This is a genomic window from Aequorivita sp. IT1183 (assembly GCF_058068265.1).
This window is the reverse complement of sequence record NZ_JBYRHS010000002.1, coordinates 460,507-480,743: the sequence shown is the minus strand read 5'-3', so window position 1 is coordinate 480,743 and position 20,237 is coordinate 460,507. Positions and strand designations below refer to the sequence as shown.

Below are 20,237 nucleotides of genomic sequence, written 5' to 3'. Positions count from 1 at the left end.
AGAAAGCAAGGTTTTAAAAAAGCTCGCGGACCTCTTTTTTAACGTAGCCCATTGCTTTTTGCGAAGGCGTAATTTCTTCCATAAAATGCTGCAATAACCATTCGCGCATTTTATCTACATTGGCAGCCTTTTCATTCATTGATGCTTGACGAACTATTTGAATAGTAGCGTTTTTTGCAGCATTCACTAAGCTCCAGCACTCCGCAGTTATATAAATTTGTTGCGTTAAATTATGCTCGTATTCCTGTTCAATATTTTTCACCAACAAGATTTCATACTCATCTTTTGAATCTGAAAATGGCTTTACACGCACCAGCAATTTGTTAGGGTCTATGCGTTCTAGAAATAGTGCGATGCGTTCATAAGCCTGTAAACGGAGCGGTAACAATTGCTTCTGCGCCTCTTTTTGAATTAAATACCGTCTTCTGCCTTCTTCATTTGCAGTATGACTTTTAAAAAAATAATAAGCAATTACGCCCACAACGATTGCTGGCAATAAGTAGGCTACATAATTAATAACTTGGTTTGCTTCTTCCATAGAATTTTTAAATTGGCAACAAACTTAAACTGTTTATGGCACTTAGACAATAATGATTGCCATAAATCAATACCGAACCTTATTTTCTTTTTTCATTGCTTTCACTTCTTTCTTGGCTTCTTTTTCGTGGAAATTTCCACCCAAATGTTCGCAATGAGATAGTGCTTTCATACTTTCAAATTGTACTGCACATTTGTGGTACATAAAAGATTGTGAAAGGGTTTTTATCAGATTTTTTTCGCCACCCGTTAAATCCACATCGTCCATTGTAAACTGGCAGGGATGTTCGTAACCACAGGCGTGAGTCATTTCTAATAATTCCTTGCTAAAGTTTTTAAAATAGAAATGTGCGCGTACAGATTTGTCTTCAATATTTATACCTCGCTGCAACCATTTATTTTGTGTTGCAACACCGCTGGGGCACTTATTTGTATGGCATTGCTGCGCTTGAATACAGCCAATGCTCATCATAGCTTCACGGGCAACATTTACTAAATCTGCACCCATGGAGAATGCCATAGCGGCTTTTGCAGGAAAGCCTAATTTTCCGCTTCCTATAAAAACTATTTGTTGGCACATTTCGTGCCTTTTGAAAATTTTATAAATTTCAGCAAAACCATAAAGCCAAGGCAACGAAACGTGATCTGCAAAACTTGGGGGCGAAGCACCGGTTCCGCCTTCTCCGCCGTCAATAGTTATAAAATCTGGGCCTTTGCCAGTTTCTTTCATGATTTTCGCCAACTGTTCCCATTCACCCAATCGACCAACAGCCGATTTAATTCCCACAGGTAATCCAGTTGCTTCAGCAATACTTTCTACAAAATCTACCAAGCCTTTAATTCCCTCAAATGCAGAATGATTAGGAGGAGAAAGTACGTCTTGTCCTAAAGGCACGTGTCTAATATCTGCAATTTCCTGCGTAATTTTTGATCCGGGCAAAACACCACCTTTTCCTGGTTTTGCACCTTGGGAGAGTTTTACCTCAATGGCTCTAACTTGTGGGTTATCATTAACGAGTTGCACAATTTTTTCCATGGAGAAATTTCCATTCTCATCGCGAACACCAAAGTATCCGGTTCCAAAGTGAAACACAACATCTGCCCCAGTTTTGTGATACGGTGAAAGTCCTCCTTCACCAGTATTGTGGTATGCATAAGCCATCGCGCAGCCTTTATTTAGCGATTCTACAGCACGTGCAGATAGCGAGCCAAAACTCATCGCTGAAACATTAATTACCGAGGCAGGACGATATGGACGACGGCGTTTATGGAATCCACCCATTAGTTTTGCACAAGGCAAAAAATACGGGTTTTTATAGTTTGGGTTTTCTTTTTCAACTTTATACGGAAGCATTGCATTATTTATGAAAATGTAATTTGGCTCATAAATATCGCGGTCGGTTCCAAAACCTTCGTAGTTATTTTCGTTTTTCGCAGAAGCATAAATCCACCCGCGTTCTATGCGGTTAAAAGGAAGTTCTTCGCGGTTGTTTGCAACTATGTATTGCCTTAATTCTGGTCCGATGCTTTCTAACATGTACCGAAAATGCCCAATAAGCGGGAAGTTGTGACTAACAGTATGGCGCTTGTTGAAAAATATATCGCGAATTACAACGAGCAGTAAAAAGAGAAGAACCCAACCCCACCAAGGAATTTGGGCTAGAAAAGACAAGATAGAATCCATTGCTAGTTTTTTTATAAAGATATTTAAATTAATGTGGTTTTAAAAAAATGTTTAGTTTTAAAAGAAAGCTTCTCCGCGAAATTATTGTTTATAATTTCTGTGAATTCATTTTCGTTAAAAGTTTGATAATGGTTATTTTCACCACTTGAAGAAAATGAAGTTTTGGAAAAATATTTAGAACAACTTAACGAAGCTCAACTAGCGCCAGTACTGCAAAAGGACGGCGCAATGATTGTTATAGCTGGTGCTGGCTCAGGCAAAACACGAGTGCTTACATTTCGAATTGCGTACTTAATGTCCAAAGGTGTAGATCCATTTAACATCTTGGCGTTAACCTTTACTAACAAAGCGGCGCGCGAGATGAAAAAACGTATCTCCCAAATTGTTGGTGCAAGCGAGGCGAAGAATATTTGGATGGGAACATTTCATAGTATTTTCGCAAAAATACTTCGCTTTGAAGCTGATAAATTGGGCTATCCTTCAAACTTCACTATTTATGATACGCAAGATTCGCAAAGTGTTATTCGTGCGGTAATTAAAGAAATGCACCTCGATAAAGAAGTGTATAAATACAAGAAGGTTTACTCGCGTATTTCTTCGTATAAAAACAGTCTGATTACTGTAAAAGCATACTTCAGCAATCCTGACTTAATAGAAGCAGATTCTATGGCAAAAATGCCGCGATTGGGCGATATCTACAAATCGTATGTAGATAAATGCTTCAAAGCTGGCGCGATGGATTTTGATGATTTATTGCTGAAAACAAACGAATTACTTACCCGTTTCCCGGAAGTTTTGGCGAAGTACCAAAACCGTTTCCGATACATTTTGGTAGATGAGTACCAAGATACCAACCACAGCCAATATTTAATTGTGAAGGCACTTTCAGATAAATTCCAGAATATTTGTGTGGTGGGCGATGATGCGCAGAGTATTTATGCTTTCCGCGGGGCAAATATTAACAACATCCTAAACTTTCAGAAGGATTACGATGATGTAAAAATGTTTCGTTTGGAACAAAATTACCGTTCCACAAAAAACATTGTGAATGCTGCAAACAACGTTATTGAAAAAAATAAAACGCGGCTCGATAAAGTAGTTTGGACCGCAAATGACGAGGGCAATAAAATATTTGTAAATAGAACGATGACCGATGGTGACGAAGGTCGATTTGTTGCAAGCTCTATATTCGAAAACAAAATGAATCATCAATTAAAAGATGGCGATTTTGCAATTTTATACCGTACAAACGCACAAAGTCGCGCCATTGAAGATGCACTTCGGAAAAAAGATATTCCATACAGAATTTATGGAGGCCTAAGTTTTTATCAACGAAAGGAGATTAAAGATGTTTTGGCATATATGCGCTTGGTGTTAAATCCGAAAGATGAAGAGGCACTAAAACGGGTTATTAATTATCCTGCACGCGGAATTGGCGAAACTACAATGGAGCGTTTAATTGTTGCGGCAAACCATTACAATCGTTCGATTTTTGAAGTGATGAAAAACATTGATAAAATCGATTTAAAAATAAATACAGGAACTAAAACTAAGTTGCAGGATTTTGTAACTATGGTTGAAAGTTTTCAGGTTTTGAATCTTAATTATGATGTTTTCACTATTACAGAACACGTTTCGAAAAAAACGGGTCTTATACAAGAATTAAAAAAAGACGGTACCCCCGAAGGTATAGCCCGTATTGAAAACATAGAGGAATTGCTAAACGGAATGCGCGATTTTGTGGAAGAGCAAAAAGAAATTGCAGATGCTATCGGATCGCTTTCAGAATTTATGGAAGATGTTGCGCTTGCAACAGATTTAGATAACGATAAAGGCGATGATGATCGTGTGGCTTTAATGACCGTGCATTTAGCAAAAGGATTGGAGTTTCCATACGTTTATATTGTTGGGATGGAAGAAGACTTGTTCCCAAGTGGAATGAGTATGAATACACGAAGCGAATTGGAAGAGGAGCGACGCTTGTTTTATGTAGCTTTAACCCGTGCCGAAACGCAAGCTTATCTAGTTTACACCCAATCTCGTTACCGTTGGGGAAAACTGATAGATGCTGAACCCAGCCGCTTTATAGATGAAATTGACGAAAGCTTTTTAGAATACTTAACTCCAATTACTGAAAATCGCTACAAGCCACTTTTAGATTCAGATATTTTTGATGATGTGGACCACAGCAAACTAAGGTTAAAAAAACCTGTTGCGGGTCGAGCCCCTTCAGGCCCGACAGAGGAGCAGCTTCGGAAACTGCGAAGGATAAGACCAGTTTCTAGTGATACTGACAAAAATTTCAATGCTAAGGATGCAAATCTGGCGGAGGGAACAATGGTAGAACACGTTCGCTTCGGAAAAGGTAAAATCCTTAAAGTTGAAGGTATTGGCGCAGATACCAAAGCTGAAATCGATTTTGAAAACGGTGGTTTAAAGAAATTACTACTTCGTTTTGCAAAATTGAAAGTGCTAGATAACTAACAATAATTTTATTCTGAAATTTCCAAATAAGTATCAATATAGACGCTTATTTGCTCTGTCATATCGTCAATGTCTAGGGGTGCCCAATCTCCGTGACCGCCTTCATAAACTGTAAATCCGTGATCTATCTGGGCATTATTTAATGCAGAATTTAGAGTCGTTCCATTTGTAAGAGGAACCAAAGGATCTGCATTTCCGTAGAAAAGCAATGTTGGGCTACTGTTATTAGAAACAAGCAGTGCGGGACTCAAAACTTCAGGATAATTTGTTCCAGAAGGGTAAGCACTTTCATCAACTAGCGCAGCCATTAAAAAAGGAAAATTAGGATTATCGCTATAAAATAGATCTGTAAAATCTGTGGGTCCCACAATATCACCAACCATTTTAACTTGGTCGTCTGTATCGTAAACATAATCGTACATTAATGAAATATGCGCCCCAGCACTAGCACCAATTAGTGCGAATTCAGGTAAAATTTGAAGTTCATCTTTTTCTGAAGTCAGTTTGTTTATTACCGCATCCACATCCAAAAACTGGTTGGGGAAAGCAGGTGTAATAGCATTTGCAAGCACGTAATTTATGTTTACGATTGCGTGGTTGGGATGTCTTAGTTTGATGTATGGAATGAAAAAATCCATATCGGCTTTGTCACCTTCAGTCCAGCCGCCGCCGTGAACTAAAACTATTATTTTTGTTTTGGCGGAAGTTCTGTTTGCAGGTAAATACAAATCGTACTTTTGCTGTGGATCATTTCCGTAGGAAACATTTAGCACTGTTTCTGCGGTTAAAGGTTCAGCTTGATTATTATCATTGTCCTTTGAACAGGAAATGAAACTTATTTGAAAACTAACGAATAGAATTATAAAGAGGAATTTTTTCATATTACAATTTTGTAGTTGCCATAACGCTGAAAAAGTTATTTTATGCTAAGTAATACAATTGAAATTTCGTTTTCTTAAAATTTCTAGTAACTTTAAATAAAAATAATGATTCGCAAAGGTTCGAAAGTTTCTTGGAAGTGGGGCACAGGTACTGCAGAAGGGAAAGTTATTGAAACTTTTTCCAAAGAAATTTCCAAAACCATTAAAGGAAATGATATTACACGCAAAGGCGAAAAGGGCAATAAAGTGCTCTACATTGAGCAGGCGGATGGCGACAAAGTATTAAAGCTGGAAAGCGAAGGAAAAAAGAAGAATTAAAAAATAGTATATGGCCGAATTTATTAGAATCTACGAAGAAAATCCAAACCCCAAGGAAATAAAACGTGTTGTGAAAATACTTCGCGACGGTGGTGTAATAATTTACCCTAGTGATACCGTTTATGCGTTGGGCTGCGATATTAAAAATAACCGTGCGTTGGAACGTGTGGCGCAACTGCGAGGCGTAAAATTGGAGAAGGCAAATTTTTCTTTTGTCTGTGAAGATTTAAGCAATCTTAGCGACTATGTTAAGCAAATTGATACGCCAACTTTTAAATTATTAAAGAGAAATCTTCCAGGACCCTATACTTTTATATTACCCGGAAATAGTAATCTTCCAAATGTTTTTAAGAAGAAAAAAGAAGTGGGTATTCGTGTTCCAGATAATTCAATAACCCTTGCAATAGTCCGTGAATTGGGCAATCCTATAATTTCTACATCCATAAAAGATGAAGATGAGGTAATTGAATATACTACCGATCCAGAACTTATTCTTGAAAAATGGGACAACCTGGTAGATTTGGTTATTGACGGCGGGTATGGCGGAAACGTTGCCTCAACGGTAATTGATCTTACTGGCTCGGAGCCAATTGTAGTGCGTGAGGGTAAGGGAAGTCTAGAGCTTTAAGCCGAAGAATTTACACCTAAAAAAAATTGAAAGAAAGTAGCAGGACAAATTCTATTTGCGTAGAATATAATGCTTACGATTTCAGCAAATGTTGCAAGCCTCGATAGATATTCTTCTCCATAATATCAATAGAACCATCGGTTAAAAACATTTTTATTATGTTTTTAAATAGTCTATCTATTTCATCTTTGGAATAATCAAAACGCGAAACGGAGTGCTGAATTTTCTGAATTTGTTGGTAATCATTATCACGATCAAATTCTTTGTGAATTTTCTGGTATTTTTCTTCGCCAACCTTCGACAATATAAAATCTTTTTCCTCTTTTGTTTCCACAAAATTAGCATTGGCGCAGTAAAGTAAAATGTAGGCTTTAAGTTCTTCGCGAGACCAATCGGTTCTAAATTCTTCCATATTCTAAAATTTTATATTCTTAACTAAGGTACAAAAACCTATTCAAAAATGCTTTTCAATAGGGCAATAAAAAACCCGGTCTATTAGGACCGGGTTTAATTATTTTTGAAGTTTTAGAAATTACTTTCCAGCTTCAAGATTTTTCATTTCTTTTTCAATCATATCGTAAAATTGGTCAATTTTTGGAAGAACCAAGATACGAGTACGTCTGTTTGTAGATCTGTTTTCAGCAGTAGTGTTAGGTACTAATGGTACGTATTCTGAACGTCCTGCAGCAACTAAACGTGATGGTGCAACACCAAGATTTTGAAGCTCACGAACAATTGCAGTAGCACGTTTAACACTTAAATCCCAGTTGTCAAGCAACTCACCTCTCTTACCGTAAGGTACATTATCAGTGTGTCCTTCAACCATAGCTTCGAAATCAGGTTTTCCGTTGATTACTTTTGCAACTTTTCCTAAAATTTCTGTAGCTCTGCCAGAAATCTGGTAGCTTCCACTTTTGAAAATTACTTTATCAGAAAGTGAAATATAAACTACACCTTTTTCAACATTTATTTCAATGTCTGGATCGTTCATACCAACTTCTCTCTTAAGACTTGTAACAAGTGCAAGGGTAACACTATCCTTTTTGGTAAGTGCATCTTGCAAACGTGTAATTTTCATGTCTTTTTCTTTCAAGCTTTCTAAAGATTTCTCAAGGTTAGTTGCGCCTTTAGAAGTTAGCATTGTAAGGTCTTTTGAACTCTGAATAAGATCTGAATTTGTCTTCTTCATATCAGCCAAACGCTCTTCAAGTTCTTTTGCACGTGCAGTAGAAGCTGCTCTTTCTGCGATACAGTCATTAAGTTTCACGGTTGCCGTGTTCAATAAATCTTGGGTAGTTTGTTGTTTTGCTTCAAGTGCAGCATATTTCTTGCTCGATACGCAAGAAGTGAATGCGAGACTTGAACATACTACTAAAATCAATAGTTTTTTCATAATTTTTTAAGTTGTTTAATTGTTATTGTTATAAAATGTGGTCATCAAATTATAGACCAAAATTATCAAATAAGCATGCAGTGTAGAAACGATTAACAATAATTTATGCTATAATTTGTTAAAATAATTATTTTTCAATATAAAGTACTGATATACAATAGATTTGGTTTTGAAATATGTAATTTGTGAAGCGAATTTTTTCCTTTTCTGAAGAAATCTTGGAACCAATAAATAAAAGTTGAAGTGCGCTTTCAAAATGGCGAAGAAGTGCCTTGGTTTTCCTTGTAGCAAAAATTGAAAAGCGGCGATTGCATCCAATACCATTCTTATAAAGATTGTAGTAAAAGCCTTTAATCCGCCAACGTTTTTAAGTAGGTTTAGTAGTGAATTACGGAAATTATAAAAAGTTTTCTTGGGGTTTAATACAGCCAAAGTTGCTCCGCCAACATGAAATATTTCCGAAGTACCCACATAAAGTATTTTTCCGCCTTTAGATTGTAAACGCCAGCAAAGATCAATCTCTTCTTGGTGTGCAAAATAGTCTTCGTCTAAGCCACTCGCTTGCCAAAAGGTTTCAGCTTTTACAAAAAGACAAGCGCCGGACGCCCAAAATATTTCAGAAATATCGTTGTATTGTCCGTTATCTTTTTCCAAAGTATCGAAAATGCGTCCGCGACAAAATGGGTAACCATATTTATCGATAAATCCGCCAGCCGCTCCAGCATATTCAAAGTATTCTTTGTTTTTATAATCGAGTATTTTTGGTTGTGCAGCAACAACCGAAATATCTTTTTCAAACGCTGCAATTACGGGCGGTAACCAATTTTCTGTTACCTCAACATCGCTATTCAGCAAAACGAAAATATCTTCGGAAAGGTTTTTTAAAGCATCGTTATAGCCCTTGGCATAACCGCCATTTTCTTTGTTTTGAATGATTTTTATCGATGGAAAATTTTCAGAAACGAATGCCACAGAATTATCGGTAGAGGCATTGTCTGCTACATAAACAGTGGCTTCCTTAGAAAATTTGACGACTGAAGGCAGAAACTTTTCAAGTAACTCCTGTCCGTTCCAATTAAGTATTACTACTGCTACGTTCACTTTGCAAAGATAGATTTTTGAAGTGTTTTTTCTACCTATTTATAATCTGGAATATCTTTCAGAAAAACATAGCGTTCACTTTCAAAATCCATTTGGCAATAATAATGCTCCAAACCATTGGTAACCATTAAATAATTGGCTTCTAAAGCAATGTTATAACGCGCTATTTGATCGAAAGTATTTTGCGAAATTGGAATGGAGGGTGCTTTACATTCTACGATTAAAAAAATACTCCCGTCATTGTTAAAAACCACCACATCGTACCTTTTAGTAGTATTGTTGAGTTTCAGTTGTTTCTCAACGTTTATAAGACTTTTGGGGTAGTTTTTTTCTTTTAGAAGAAATTGAACAACGTGTAATCGAACCCATTCTTCGGGTGTGAGCACAACGAATTTTTTTCTAATTTCATCAAAAACCAACGTTTTATTTTCGCTACTTTTGAAGCGGAAGGAATATTCAGGGAAGTTTAGTTTTTGCATACGCAAAGAAACAAATTTCGACGATGATTTCTTTTACAAATCAATATTGAATGTCCCCTCGAGCGCAGTCGAGAGGTCTAAAATAGTTCTCGACTGCGCTCGAACAGACACAAAATCGTCCAATGCCGCTCGACAAAGTAAAATCCATAATCACCGATATTAAAAACGGAAAAACCAAACCCATTTATTTTTTGATGGGTGAGGAGCCATATTATATTGACGGAATTTCGAAATATATTGAAGAAAATGTTTTGTCTGAAGAAGAAAAAGGTTTCAACCAAATGGTGCTTTATGGACGCGATGTTTCGGTGGAAGATATTATAAGCAATGCCAAGCGATACCCAATGATGGCTGAAAAGCAAGTTGTAATTGTTAAGGAGGCGCAGGATCTTTCGCGTACAATTGAGAATTTGGTGAGTTATGCCGAAAACCCCCAGCCTACAACAATATTGGTGCTTTGTTATAAATATAAAACACTAGACAAACGTAAAAAACTAGCCAAAGCTGTTGCTAAAACGGGCGTCGTTTTTGAAAGCAAAAAACTGTACGACAATCAAGTGCCAGACTGGATAAAACGTGTTTTAGCCGGAAAAGGTTACACCATTACGCCAAAAGCCGCGCAGATGTTGGTTGAATTTTTGGGTAACGATTTAAGCAAAGTAAACAACGAGCTAGAAAAACTTCAACTTATCTTAAAAGCTGGTGACCAGATTACGCCACAATTAATTGAGGAAAACATCGGTATCAGTAAGGATTTCAACAATTTTGAACTTCAGAATGCCATTGGTAATAAAGACATTAAAAAGGCTTTTGCCATTATTCAATATTTCTCTCAAAACCCCAAAAACAATCCGTTGGTGATGACGGTGGCACTGCTTTACGGTTTTTTTGCTAAATTGTTGAAATACCACGCACTTTCAAATAAAGGCGATGCCGCAAAAGCTTTAGGGGTACATCCGTTTTTTATTAAAGATTATCAAACCGCTGCTCGCAATTACCCAATGAAAAAAGTAAGCGCAATTATTAGTGCAATCCGCGATATAGATATGAAAAGTAAAGGAGTGGGCGCCGCCAATCTTCCGCAAGGCGATTTGCTGAAAGAATTGCTAGTCAAGATTTTTAATTAAGACTTTCTGAGAAGAATTTAATAATTTCTCTTTTTAAAGATTGCTCACTTATTTCCTATCTACAGAATATTTCCCCGCTCCTAAAAGAGCAATTACAGTAAATGCAATTAGATAAAGAATCGCCATTTCTTTTGTTCCTAATGGATCTGCTGCGTGAACGATAAATGCGGCAACAGCCATTGTAATAATTACAGGAATTGCAGCCAAGCGTGTTTTAAAACCTATAATTACGAGAATTGGAAAAAACACTTCACAAAGAATCGCTAATACTAAAGTAGCTGTTTCGCCAATTCCAATTGGATCTCCAAAAGCGAAATTGCCCGAAAGCATTTTTAATAGTTTTGGAATTCCATGGGTAAGCATCATTCCGCCAAAACCAAGACGAAGCAATAACAAAGCAATACTGTGGATATTTGAGTTTTTCATATGTTTTATTCTGATTACGAATATAGAAAAACAATTCAGAAAACACCACTTTCCAAAAAATTGCCGCACCCCATTTTAAAACGTATTTTTGCAGCTTCAAAAATATATTGAATGAAAAAAATTAAAGCCTGGTTTGCCGCTGCGAGATTGCGAACGCTGCCGCTTTCTGTTTCGGGGATTATTGTTGGGGCGAGTGCGGGGATTTTTGAGAAAACCAATCTCTTAGCAGTTCAATTGGATATGGAATATGGAGGAACAGTTTGCTTAGCAGGGACAACTGTTTTAGAATCACCTTTGTTCTGGCTTGCTATTTTAGTAACCGTCGGCTTTCAAGTTTTATCAAATTTTGCTAACGATTATGGTGATGGCGTACGCGGAACAGACGCTAAAAGACAGGGAGAAAGACGAATGGTAGCTTCTGGTATTATCACACCAAATCAGATGAAAACTGGAATGTTTATCACAGGAATCATCACATTCTTTTTGGCTACTATTTTGATTTTCTTGGCCTTCGGAAACCAAAACTTTATTATTTCATTTGTGTTTTTCAATCTTACAATTGTATCCTTGATTGCGGCAGTGAAATATACCGTGGGAAAAAAAGCGTACGGCTACTCTGGCTTTGGCGATGTTTTTGTATTTCTCTTTTTTGGATTATTAAGCGTTTTAGGAAGCAATTATTTGTTTACTCATAATATTAATTGGCATCTATTACTACCCGCAATTGCTATTGGTTGTTTCAGCACGGCAGTTCTAAATTTGAACAATATGCGCGACATAGATAACGATGCAGCGGCAGGAAAAAATACCCTGGTTGTAAAATTAGGCAGCGAAAAATCAAAACGATATCACGCGTTTTTATTGCTATTCGGAATGATTTGTGCAATTATTTATACGGTTATTAATTATCGCGAACCACTTCAATTTGTATATCTAATTGCATTTATTCCTTTTCTTTTAAATATAAAAACGGTTTTTAAAAACACAGTCCCAATGCTGCTCGACAGCGAATTGAAAAAGGTTGCACTCAGCACTTTTTTGTTTGCAATCTTGTTTAGTATATTTATGTAATAAAAAATATTTCTATGAAAATTACCTTCTACGGTCAAAATTGTCTCGGTATCGAAATTAATGGGAAACACATTCTGGTGGATCCTTTTATTTCTGGAAACGACCTTGCAAAAGACAAGATTAAAGTCGCCGATTTAAAAGCAGATTATATTCTTTTAACCCACGCACACCAAGATCACACATTGGATGCCGAAGAAATTGCAAAAAATACGGGCGCTATTATCGTAAGCAATTTCGAAATTACAAATCATTACGAACCAAAAGGCATTGAAGTTCACCCAATGAATCACGGTGGAAGTTGGAAGTTTGAATTCGGTAAAGTAAAATATGTAAACGCAATTCACACAAGCAGTTTCGCAGATGGTAGTTACGGCGGACAACCCGGCGGGTTTGTAATTGAAGGTGAACACAAAAATATTTACATTGCTGGCGATACCGCATTAACTATGGATATGAAACTAATCCCGATGTACACTAAGTTAGATTTGGCAATTCTACCCATTGGCGATAATTTTACGATGGGTGTAGACGACGCCATAATCGCTAGTGATTTTGTACAATGCGATAAAGTTTTGGGTGTGCATTACGATACTTTCGGCTATATTGAAATAGACCACGAAGATGCAAAACGCAAGTTTTACGATGCAAATAAAGATTTGATGCTGCTTGAAATTGGTGAATCTATTGAATTATAATTTGTTCGAAATGTCGCAAAAACTTATTGTAGGTGCGCGATCTATCGCGCGCCTACAATTATAAACTGCTACGAGAAAAATATGACAGCCAATTTTCAAAAACACATTCTAAATTTTAAACGTCCCAGCGGAACTTCGCGAGGTGTTATGAAAACCAAAAACACGTATTTTTTAATTTTGAAAAATGACGAAGGCTTTGGCGTGGGCGAATGTGGTTTATTGAAAGGTTTAAGCATCGACGACCGTCCAGATTACGAAGAAAAGCTACAATGGGTTTGTGATAATATTTCATTAGGTGAAGCCAAATTATACGAAGACTTAGAAAAATTCCCTTCAATTCAATTTGGGATAGAAACAGCTTTTAAGTCGTTGCAATCAGCAAATCCTTTTGAATTATTTCCTTCGGAATTTACGCGTGGCGAGAAATCAATTGCTATAAACGGCTTGGTTTGGATGGGCGATAAAGTTTTTATGAAAGAACAAATTTCAGAAAAACTAAAGCAAGGTTTCACTTGTATAAAGATGAAAATTGGTGCCATTGATTTTAAAACTGAACTAGAACTTTTAAAATCTATCCGTAAAGAATTTTCTGCGCAAGAAGTAGAATTGCGTGTAGATGCAAATGGCGCTTTTTCACATAAAGAAGCTTTGGAAAAACTAAAAGTGCTTTCAGATTTACAATTGCATTCCATTGAACAACCCATAAAACAAGCGCAATGGCAAGAAATGGCGCGACTTTGTGAAGAAACGCCGCTTCCAATTGCATTGGACGAAGAGCTAATCGGCGTGATTTCTGAAGTGGATAAAAACGAATTGCTCAATACTATAAAACCACAGTATATAATTCTAAAACCTTCATTAATTGGTGGTTTCCGCGGAAGCGACTCTTGGATTAAGCTCGCCGAAAAACACAATGCAGGTTGGTGGATTACTTCAGCCTTAGAAAGTAATATTGGTTTGAGCGCTATTTCGCAATACACCTTTACAAAAAACAGTAAATTGCCGCAAGGTTTGGGCACGGGCAGCCTTTACACAAATAATATTGAAAGTCCGCTGGAAGTTAAAAATGGCGCGTTGCATTACGTTCCAACGGCTAATTGGGACTTTCAAGTTTAATACTTTATTTATAATATAATTTCTAAAATCTAATATCAAAAAATGTATATAAAACAAGCTTTTAAATCTCTTCACGATTGGTGGCGCTATTTGGTAGGATTCGTCATCATTATTATTGCTAGCCAAATAGGAACAATACCTTTAATTGTTGCGGTACTTGTTAAAACAATTTCGGAAGGCGGCAGCATGGATGCACTTCAAGATCAAAACCTTTTGCTTACCGTTTTAGACTCAAACCTTACGTTATTTCTGATGTTGCTCAGTTTTGCTGTTGGTTTAGTGGCTATTTATTTTGTGGTGCGCTACCTTCACAAGCAACCTTTTGTGGAGCTTACCACGTCTCGTAAAAAAACGGATTGGGGACGTGTATTTTTCGGTTTTGGAATTATTACAATAACAACTTTATTAGTTACATGGCTTGATTATTACAACAATCCCCAAGATTATGTTGTGCAGTTTGACTTAGTTCCATTTATAATTTTAGCAGTAATTGCCGTTATAATGATACCGTTACAAACCAGTTTTGAAGAATATCTTTTTCGTGGTTATTTAATGCAGGGAATAGGTGTTTTGGCTAAAAACCGATGGTTGCCGTTGATTATTACTTCGGTGGTTTTTGGAGGGCTGCATTTAGCAAATCCAGAGGTTGATAAACTAGGCAACATAATTATGATTTATTACATAGGGACAGGATTTTTCCTTGGAATAATGACGCTAATGGATGAAGGAATGGAGCTCTCTCTGGGCTTTCACGCGGGTAATAACTTAATTTCTGCACTGTTGGTAACGGCAGATTGGACTGTATTTAAAACCAATTCCATTTTAAAAGATGTTTCAGAACCAACAGCCGGTATTGACGTAATTGCGCCGGTTTTAATCTTATACCCAATTTTTTTGCTAATTATGGCGTATCGCTATAAATGGACCGACTGGAGCGGGAAGCTTTTCGGAAAAGTTGAAGAGCCCATTGTTTTAGATGAAGAAAGTACACAACAATCAACTTTTATTGAATAGTGAAAAACGTGCTACATCCTAAATTTAGATTCAACGGCGAAACATTTTCTTCCGTTGAAGTTTTGATGGAACGGGCAAAACAACTTCTTGAAAATGGTGAAAGTGATGAAATAGCTATTGGAAAATTCATTTTGGAATGGCTAGACAATAATGATTTTATAATTGTAAAAACTTCCGGTTCTACGGGCGTTCCCAAAGAAATTAAACTTCAAAAAGAACACGTTTTTAATAGTGCTACAGCCACGGTAACCTATTTCGATTTAAGGGAAGAAACCAAAGCATTACTATGTCTTCCTTCAGAATATATAGCAGGCAAAATGATGTTAGTGCGTGCTATGATTGCGGGTTGGGATATACACACCGCCGCACCCGAAAAGTTCCCTTTGGAAAAGCAGGATAACGATTTCGATTTTACGGCAATGGTTCCGTATCAGGTTTTTCATTCTTTGGCAGATTTGCACAAAGTGAAAAAACTGATTATTGGTGGAGGAGCAGTTTCTGCTGAATTAGAACAACAACTTCAGCAAATTTCCACAAGTGTTTTTGCGACCTACGGAATGACTGAAACTATTAGTCATATTGCTGTCCGACCATTAAATGGTGCCGAAAAATCTACTATTTTTTGCGCGCTACCGAAAGTAAATTTTTCACAAACTGAAAATGATTGTTTGCAAATACAAGCTCCCGAAATATCTGAAGAATCTGTTTCAACAAATGATGTAGTGGAATTAATTTCTCCAACTTCGTTTAAATTTTTGGGAAGAATTGATAATGTAATCAACACTGGCGGCGTAAAGGTTCACCCAGAAGCGGTGGAAGAAAAACTCTCGCTGCACATAAATAAACCATTTTTTATCGCTTCCGAAAAAGACGAGGCATTGGGCCAGCGGGTTATTTTAATTGTTGAAAGTGATAAAGAGCTGAAACTGGAAGAATATTCCGAAATTTTCGAAGCTCTTTCAACTTATGAAAAGCCCAAAAAAGTTTATACAACGCGGCAATTTATTTATACTGAAACAGGGAAAATAAAACGTGCTGAGGTTTTGAAAATGCTTTTATTGAAGTAATCTTTAAACCATTGGCTTGTCTTCCTGCCGAAATTCACTTTTTAAAGCGCCTTCCAACATCAAATCTCTTTCAACCTTGTCTCGGGTAGGTCTTTGCATTAATAGCCAACCGATAAGAAATAATGAAATACTTAAAAAGTACTGATTTCCTTCATTCATAAAAGCTACAATCCCCAAAAGTGCAGGGCCTTCCAAAAGTGCATATTTTATAATGGACGCTGTTTGAAAGCCGATCAGTTTTTCCTTTAAAGTATTTTTTGAAGCCAATCCTTTTAGAGTGTTTCCGTAGAGAAAATTCCCTGCCACTATTCCTGCAATGCCCATTAAAGGAACCACGAAGAACATAACATCACCAGAATAATCTATTGAAAATTTTTGATTTTCAGTTATCATATATGTAACTACAGCAAAAAGCGACACGCCCATTACAAGCGCAAAATGTATTATAGAAAACGTTTTCAAAAATGTTTTTGGAGTAGCTGGAGGCGTATTATTTTGCATAACTTACAATGGGTTTATTTAGGTTATATTGGCTTTTTGGATACTTTTCGATATTTCTTCCAGATTATAAATAGTTCAATTGGGGCGATTAAAAAATTACTTAAGTTTAGTTTAGACCCGGGAACATCGGTCCAATTCGTTAATGGTTGTTCGTAAAGGGCGTTCTCGTTATTCGGATAAAATAATTTAAAACGAAATAGTAATTCTACATCGAACAGCCATTTACTTATAAATTCATCTTTAAAAAGTTCAAAAACCACAGAAGAATGAATCAGCTTAATTCCGCATTGGGTGTCGTAAACTGGTTCTTTCAGCAACACGCTTACTAAGGTTGCAAAAATTCTACCCAGATAATGCCTGCTGCGTATACGTTTTATGTTAGCTCCCATACGTGCAATACGAGCGCCCATTATAAACTTAATGTTTTTATTCTTCTGAAGTATCTTTAAAAAGTCAGCTATTTCTTCAAGCGGAACCGACAAATCTGCATCTAAATAACCGATAAATTCAAAATCACTTAAATTTTCCTTCGAAGCTAAAACGCCACTTCTAATCGCATTTGCTTTTCCTATATTTTTATCGAGAATAAGGGCATTTGCGTGAGTCATTTTGCTGCACAGATTTTCAATAACTTTCGAGGTTTGATCTTCACTTCCATCATCAACAAACAGAAAATGTACATTCGGATTCTCACTTTCAAAATGTAAAAAAGCTTCCGCCTTTAACCTAAATTCCTCATTATAACAGGGAATAATAAATAAAACGTTTATATTTTTAATGAGGTTATCCAATGAGTCGAAATTTATGGAGTATTTTTTTTGCAAATCATATAACAGGATAATCCAGGCAAATTAATACCTACATATTTTAAAACGCTTCCTATTTTATAATCAAGTAATAAAATGTTTTTCACGAAAGATGTTTTTAGTTTTCCGCCTTTCCATTCGCCTAAATTCTCTGGATTTTTATTGTTATTTGGTTTTATTTTTTCCAAACCAAGTTGCGCAATCCGCGGAATTGTTAAAGATGAAAAAAAGTATCCACTCTCAATTGGTTTTAAATCACAGGCTTTTATTGTTTTCTTTAATTTCTTAAGATTATATCTTCTGTAATGCTTTAATAAATCGTCGTGTTTACTGAAAAGCGTCTGGTAAGCGGGCACAGTAATTATAAAATGAGTGTCATCATTAATATAAGAGTGACCGATTATTTGTTTCAAAAAAGCAACGTCGTCGGGCACGTGCTCAATTACATCCAGTAAAGTAACAATGTCAATAGAATCGATTTTTACATCATTAAGCGAAGGATAAAGGTTTAAATTTTTATTGTTGAAATCAGCTTTAAATTTATTAATGAGTTCAGGAGTATAGCCCGTATCTACGCAATAACACTGACAATTATCAAATGTTGAAGTAAAGCTATCAGCCACATAAGCATCTCCGCTGCCTACGTCCAAGATTTTAATATTTTGCTTTTTAACTTTAGAAATAAATTTGTGGACAATTAATTTTCGAGCTATTTCCCACGGATGCCTCCTTATATTACCAGTAATTTCTATTAAATCCATTTATGCTTTTTAGTCATTAATAATAATGTGGAAAAATTCAATTTATAATCTAAACAATGAGATTGCTAATTATACCTGAATAACGCCCATATTAAAAGCCTTTTCAATAGGTGCGTGGTTGGCTGCTTCAATCCCCATAGAAATCCACTTTCGAGTATCGAGTGGGTCTATTACAGCATCGGTCCAAATTCTTGATGCTGCGAAATATGGCGAAATTTGTCGGTCGTATCGCGCTTTTATTTTATCGAACATTTCTTTTTCAACTTCGGGAGTGATTGTTTCACCTTTCTTTTTTAAGGAAGCAGTTTCAATCTGAAGTAATACTTTTGCCGCACTGTTGCCGCTCATAACTGCAAGTTCGGCACTAGGCCAAGCTACAATTAATCTTGGGTCGTAAGCTTTTCCACACATTGCATAATTTCCTGCACCGTAACTATTACCAATTATAATAGTGAATTTTGGAACTACACTATTACTAACGGCATTTACCATTTTGGCACCGTCTTTAATAATACCGCCGTGCTCACTTTTACTGCCCACCATAAATCCGGTAACATCTTGTAAAAATACCAACGGAATTTTCTTTTGGTTGCAATTGGCTATAAATCGGGTGGCTTTATCTGCACTGTCGCTATAAATTACACCGCCGAATTGCATTTCGCTCGGTTTCGTTTTTGCTTTCGTAGTCTTCACTAACTTACGTTGGTTAGCGACAATTCCCACTGCCCAACCGTCGATACGTGCATAACCGGTTAAAATTGTTTGGCCGTAACCTTCTTTGTATTCTTCAAAATCGCTATCGTCAACAAGGCGTTTTATAATTTCGCGCATATCGTATTGTTCAGCACGCGATTTTGGTAGTAAACCATAAATATCTTCCTGCTTCTCCTTTGGTTTTACAGCTTTTTCGCGATTGTAACCAGCTTTATCAAAATCGCCAATTTTAGAAAAAATGTTTTTTATTTTATCGAGTGCGTCTTTGTCGTCTTTTGCTTTATAATCAGTTACGCCGCTAACTTCACAATGGGTTGTTGCGCCTCCAAGGGTTTCATTGTCGATGCTTTCGCCAATTGCCGCTTTTACCAAATAACTTCCTGCAAGAAAAATACTTCCAGTTTTGTCTACAATTAAAGCCTCATCACTCATAATAGGAAGATATGCGCCACCTGCAACACAACTGCCCATAACGGCTGCAATCTGCGTGATGCCCATACTACTCATTACAGCATTGTTTCTAAAAATTCTTCCGAAGTGTTCCTTATCGGGGAAAATTTCATCTTGCATCGGTAAATAAACTCCTGCACTATCTACTAAATATATAATTGGTAGGCGGTTCTCGATTGAAATTTCCTGAGCTCGAAGATTCTTTTTAGCAGTAATAGGGAACCATGCGCCAGCTTTTACAGTGGCGTCGTTGGCAACAACGATGCACTGTTTGCCTTTCACATAACCAATTTTCACAACCACACCACCGCCGGGAGCGCCACCGTGTTCCTCGTACATGCCATCCCCAGCGAAAGCGCCGATTTCAATGCTCGGTTTCTTTTCGTCCAGTAAATATGTAATACGTTCGCGAGCCGTAAGCTTTCCTTGCGCGTGTTGTTTGTCTATTCGTTTTTGGCCTCCGCCAAGCTTAACTTTAGCAAGTTTGTTTCTTAAATCTGAAACTAGTAATTTATTGTGATCTTCGTTTTTGTTGAAGTTTAAATCCATCGGAAAAATAAGTTTGGGCAAAAATACGAAATGCAGCGAACTCACTTCCATAACTAAAGTAAAATCTATCATTCTTCTTTCCTCTTTTTTCTTTCCTCTTTTTCCAACTATGACATTTTGTTAACGAAATTCTACGATATATTGCCGATATTTGTTTTTGCGCTTAAATTTGAAGAGTAAAAAAATAAAAGAATTTAACTATGAGTATGAATAAAAATACGGTACTAGCTTGGGCCACTTTTGTAATGATAATTATGGGCTGCGTTTTAATTGCGTTGGGTGCTTTTCGTTATGACGATGTTGCCGGTTGGGGTTTTGCTTCAGTGGGGATAGGCTTTTTTGCTAATGCGTGGGTTTTTAATGCGCTGAAAGGCAGGGTTTAATAAATGTTTATTGTGTAATTACAATGGCTAATAATTAAGCAATTGCTGCCAA

Annotated in this window: 22 protein-coding genes; 10 read left to right on the top strand and 12 right to left on the bottom strand. The window is 36.7% G+C overall.

What is annotated here, in order from left to right; genetic code table 11:
* Nucleotides 1-13: 13 nt before the first annotated feature.
* A complete protein-coding gene (locus tag AC3RVF_RS05105; protein WP_489690780.1) occupies nt 14-538 on the bottom strand; it encodes a DUF7935 family protein in 525 nt (174 codons plus the stop codon).
* A 66-nt stretch (nt 539-604) separates the two neighbouring features.
* On the bottom strand, nt 605-2,221 hold the full coding sequence (locus AC3RVF_RS05100) for an FMN-binding glutamate synthase family protein (RefSeq protein ID WP_489690781.1): 1,617 nt from the start codon (nt 2,219-2,221) through the stop codon (nt 605-607).
* Nucleotides 2,222-2,383: 162 nt separating this feature from the next.
* Between AC3RVF_RS05100 and AC3RVF_RS05095 the strand changes: the two genes are divergently transcribed.
* Complete coding sequence (locus AC3RVF_RS05095) at nt 2,384-4,705, top strand: ATP-dependent helicase (protein ID WP_489692920.1); 2,322 nt, start codon at nt 2,384-2,386, stop codon at nt 4,703-4,705.
* 8 nt (nt 4,706-4,713) lie between these two features.
* Here the strand turns inward: AC3RVF_RS05095 and AC3RVF_RS05090 are convergent, their stop codons facing one another.
* Entirely contained in the window at nt 4,714-5,586 is an 873-nt protein-coding gene (locus AC3RVF_RS05090; protein ID WP_489690783.1) for an alpha/beta hydrolase fold domain-containing protein, read from the bottom strand.
* Nucleotides 5,587-5,691: 105 nt separating this feature from the next.
* Between AC3RVF_RS05090 and AC3RVF_RS05085 the strand changes: the two genes are divergently transcribed.
* Nucleotides 5,692-5,904 carry a hypervirulence associated TUDOR domain-containing protein gene (locus AC3RVF_RS05085; protein ID WP_489690784.1) on the top strand — a complete coding sequence of 71 codons (213 nt, stop codon included), beginning with the start codon at nt 5,692-5,694 and terminating at the stop codon, nt 5,902-5,904.
* Nucleotides 5,905-5,914: 10 nt separating this feature from the next.
* Nucleotides 5,915-6,532 (top strand): L-threonylcarbamoyladenylate synthase, encoded by a 618-nt coding sequence (locus AC3RVF_RS05080; RefSeq protein ID WP_489690785.1) that lies wholly within the window; start codon nt 5,915-5,917, stop codon nt 6,530-6,532.
* Between the two features lie 73 nt (nt 6,533-6,605).
* Here AC3RVF_RS05080 and AC3RVF_RS05075 read toward each other — a convergent pair whose 3' ends face one another.
* The 4 genes from AC3RVF_RS05075 to AC3RVF_RS05060 form a co-directional block, all read right to left on the bottom strand.
* Nucleotides 6,606-6,944 carry a hypothetical protein gene (locus tag AC3RVF_RS05075; protein ID WP_489690786.1) on the bottom strand — a complete coding sequence of 113 codons (339 nt, stop codon included), beginning with the start codon at nt 6,942-6,944 and terminating at the stop codon, nt 6,606-6,608.
* Nucleotides 6,945-7,064: 120 nt separating this feature from the next.
* Entirely contained in the window at nt 7,065-7,925 is an 861-nt protein-coding gene (locus AC3RVF_RS05070; protein ID WP_489692919.1) for an OmpA/MotB family protein, read from the bottom strand.
* A 108-nt stretch (nt 7,926-8,033) separates the two neighbouring features.
* Nucleotides 8,034-9,026 carry a glycosyltransferase family 2 protein gene (locus AC3RVF_RS05065; protein ID WP_489692918.1) on the bottom strand — a complete coding sequence of 331 codons (993 nt, stop codon included), beginning with the start codon at nt 9,024-9,026 and terminating at the stop codon, nt 8,034-8,036.
* 35 nt (nt 9,027-9,061) lie between these two features.
* Complete coding sequence (locus AC3RVF_RS05060; RefSeq protein ID WP_489690789.1) at nt 9,062-9,505, bottom strand: type I restriction enzyme HsdR N-terminal domain-containing protein; 444 nt, start codon at nt 9,503-9,505, stop codon at nt 9,062-9,064.
* A 122-nt stretch (nt 9,506-9,627) separates the two neighbouring features.
* Here AC3RVF_RS05060 and holA point away from each other — a divergent pair, with 122 nt between their 5' ends.
* Nucleotides 9,628-10,632 (top strand): DNA polymerase III subunit delta, encoded by a 1,005-nt coding sequence (gene holA, locus AC3RVF_RS05055; protein ID WP_489690790.1) that lies wholly within the window; start codon nt 9,628-9,630, stop codon nt 10,630-10,632.
* A gap of 48 nt (nt 10,633-10,680) precedes the next feature.
* Here holA and AC3RVF_RS05050 read toward each other — a convergent pair whose 3' ends face one another.
* Nucleotides 10,681-11,058 carry a DoxX family protein gene (locus AC3RVF_RS05050; RefSeq protein WP_489690791.1) on the bottom strand — a complete coding sequence of 126 codons (378 nt, stop codon included), beginning with the start codon at nt 11,056-11,058 and terminating at the stop codon, nt 10,681-10,683.
* A 111-nt stretch (nt 11,059-11,169) separates the two neighbouring features.
* On the opposite strand from AC3RVF_RS05050, the gene menA reads away from it, so the two are divergent.
* The 5 genes from menA to AC3RVF_RS05025 all read left to right on the top strand — a co-directional run bounded on the left by menA (nt 11,170) and on the right by AC3RVF_RS05025 (nt 16,021).
* Nucleotides 11,170-12,129, top strand: coding sequence for a 1,4-dihydroxy-2-naphthoate octaprenyltransferase (gene menA / locus AC3RVF_RS05045; RefSeq protein WP_489692917.1), 960 nt, complete (start codon nt 11,170-11,172; stop codon nt 12,127-12,129).
* 14 nt (nt 12,130-12,143) lie between these two features.
* Complete coding sequence (locus AC3RVF_RS05040) at nt 12,144-12,824, top strand: metal-dependent hydrolase (RefSeq protein WP_489692916.1); 681 nt, start codon at nt 12,144-12,146, stop codon at nt 12,822-12,824.
* 81 nt (nt 12,825-12,905) lie between these two features.
* On the top strand, nt 12,906-13,940 hold the full coding sequence (locus AC3RVF_RS05035) for an o-succinylbenzoate synthase (protein ID WP_489690794.1): 1,035 nt from the start codon (nt 12,906-12,908) through the stop codon (nt 13,938-13,940).
* 42 nt (nt 13,941-13,982) lie between these two features.
* Complete coding sequence (locus tag AC3RVF_RS05030) at nt 13,983-14,954, top strand: CPBP family intramembrane glutamic endopeptidase (protein ID WP_489692915.1); 972 nt, start codon at nt 13,983-13,985, stop codon at nt 14,952-14,954.
* Between the two features lie 8 nt (nt 14,955-14,962).
* Nucleotides 14,963-16,021 carry an AMP-binding protein gene (locus AC3RVF_RS05025; protein WP_489692914.1) on the top strand — a complete coding sequence of 353 codons (1,059 nt, stop codon included), beginning with the start codon at nt 14,963-14,965 and terminating at the stop codon, nt 16,019-16,021.
* A 3-nt stretch (nt 16,022-16,024) separates the two neighbouring features.
* Here AC3RVF_RS05025 and AC3RVF_RS05020 read toward each other — a convergent pair whose 3' ends face one another.
* From AC3RVF_RS05020 to AC3RVF_RS05005, 4 genes are all read right to left on the bottom strand, one after another.
* Nucleotides 16,025-16,522: a hypothetical protein gene (locus tag AC3RVF_RS05020; protein ID WP_489690797.1), complete on the bottom strand. Its 498-nt coding sequence runs from the start codon at nt 16,520-16,522 to the stop codon at nt 16,025-16,027.
* A gap of 23 nt (nt 16,523-16,545) precedes the next feature.
* Complete coding sequence (locus AC3RVF_RS05015; RefSeq protein ID WP_489690798.1) at nt 16,546-17,313, bottom strand: glycosyltransferase; 768 nt, start codon at nt 17,311-17,313, stop codon at nt 16,546-16,548.
* Between the two features lie 11 nt (nt 17,314-17,324).
* Nucleotides 17,325-18,089, bottom strand: a complete 765-nt coding sequence (locus tag AC3RVF_RS05010) for a class I SAM-dependent methyltransferase (RefSeq protein WP_489690799.1) — start codon at nt 18,087-18,089, stop codon at nt 17,325-17,327.
* Between the two features lie 69 nt (nt 18,090-18,158).
* Entirely contained in the window at nt 18,159-19,802 is a 1,644-nt protein-coding gene (locus AC3RVF_RS05005) for an acyl-CoA carboxylase subunit beta (protein ID WP_489691203.1), read from the bottom strand.
* Nucleotides 19,803-20,002: 200 nt separating this feature from the next.
* Between AC3RVF_RS05005 and AC3RVF_RS05000 the strand changes: the two genes are divergently transcribed.
* A complete protein-coding gene (locus tag AC3RVF_RS05000; protein ID WP_489690800.1) occupies nt 20,003-20,185 on the top strand; it encodes a CAL67264 family membrane protein in 183 nt (60 codons plus the stop codon).
* Nucleotides 20,186-20,237 lie beyond the last annotated feature (52 nt).

Excerpts from the sequence above, each read along its gene's own strand:
- holA (WP_489690790.1), top strand. The coding sequence starts at position 9,628 with ATGCCGCTCGACAAAGTAAAATCCATAATCACCGATATTAAAAACGGA.
- AC3RVF_RS05005 (WP_489691203.1), bottom strand. The coding sequence starts at position 19,802 with ATGGATTTAAACTTCAACAAAAACGAAGATCACAATAAATTACTAGTT.
- AC3RVF_RS05030 (WP_489692915.1), top strand. The coding sequence starts at position 13,983 with ATGTATATAAAACAAGCTTTTAAATCTCTTCACGATTGGTGGCGCTAT.
- AC3RVF_RS05020 (WP_489690797.1), bottom strand. The coding sequence starts at position 16,522 with ATGCAAAATAATACGCCTCCAGCTACTCCAAAAACATTTTTGAAAACG.
- AC3RVF_RS05060 (WP_489690789.1), bottom strand. The coding sequence starts at position 9,505 with ATGCAAAAACTAAACTTCCCTGAATATTCCTTCCGCTTCAAAAGTAGC.
- AC3RVF_RS05090 (WP_489690783.1), bottom strand. The coding sequence starts at position 5,586 with ATGAAAAAATTCCTCTTTATAATTCTATTCGTTAGTTTTCAAATAAGT.
- AC3RVF_RS05085 (WP_489690784.1), top strand. The coding sequence starts at position 5,692 with ATGATTCGCAAAGGTTCGAAAGTTTCTTGGAAGTGGGGCACAGGTACT.
- AC3RVF_RS05050 (WP_489690791.1), bottom strand. The coding sequence starts at position 11,058 with ATGAAAAACTCAAATATCCACAGTATTGCTTTGTTATTGCTTCGTCTT.
- AC3RVF_RS05100 (WP_489690781.1), bottom strand. The coding sequence starts at position 2,221 with ATGGATTCTATCTTGTCTTTTCTAGCCCAAATTCCTTGGTGGGGTTGG.
- AC3RVF_RS05035 (WP_489690794.1), top strand. The coding sequence starts at position 12,906 with ATGACAGCCAATTTTCAAAAACACATTCTAAATTTTAAACGTCCCAGC.
- AC3RVF_RS05075 (WP_489690786.1), bottom strand. The coding sequence starts at position 6,944 with ATGGAAGAATTTAGAACCGATTGGTCTCGCGAAGAACTTAAAGCCTAC.
- menA (WP_489692917.1), top strand. The coding sequence starts at position 11,170 with ATGAAAAAAATTAAAGCCTGGTTTGCCGCTGCGAGATTGCGAACGCTG.
- AC3RVF_RS05105 (WP_489690780.1), bottom strand. The coding sequence starts at position 538 with ATGGAAGAAGCAAACCAAGTTATTAATTATGTAGCCTACTTATTGCCA.
- AC3RVF_RS05010 (WP_489690799.1), bottom strand. The coding sequence starts at position 18,089 with ATGGATTTAATAGAAATTACTGGTAATATAAGGAGGCATCCGTGGGAA.
- AC3RVF_RS05040 (WP_489692916.1), top strand. The coding sequence starts at position 12,144 with ATGAAAATTACCTTCTACGGTCAAAATTGTCTCGGTATCGAAATTAAT.
- AC3RVF_RS05080 (WP_489690785.1), top strand. The coding sequence starts at position 5,915 with ATGGCCGAATTTATTAGAATCTACGAAGAAAATCCAAACCCCAAGGAA.
- AC3RVF_RS05000 (WP_489690800.1), top strand. The coding sequence starts at position 20,003 with ATGAGTATGAATAAAAATACGGTACTAGCTTGGGCCACTTTTGTAATG.
- AC3RVF_RS05070 (WP_489692919.1), bottom strand. The coding sequence starts at position 7,925 with ATGAAAAAACTATTGATTTTAGTAGTATGTTCAAGTCTCGCATTCACT.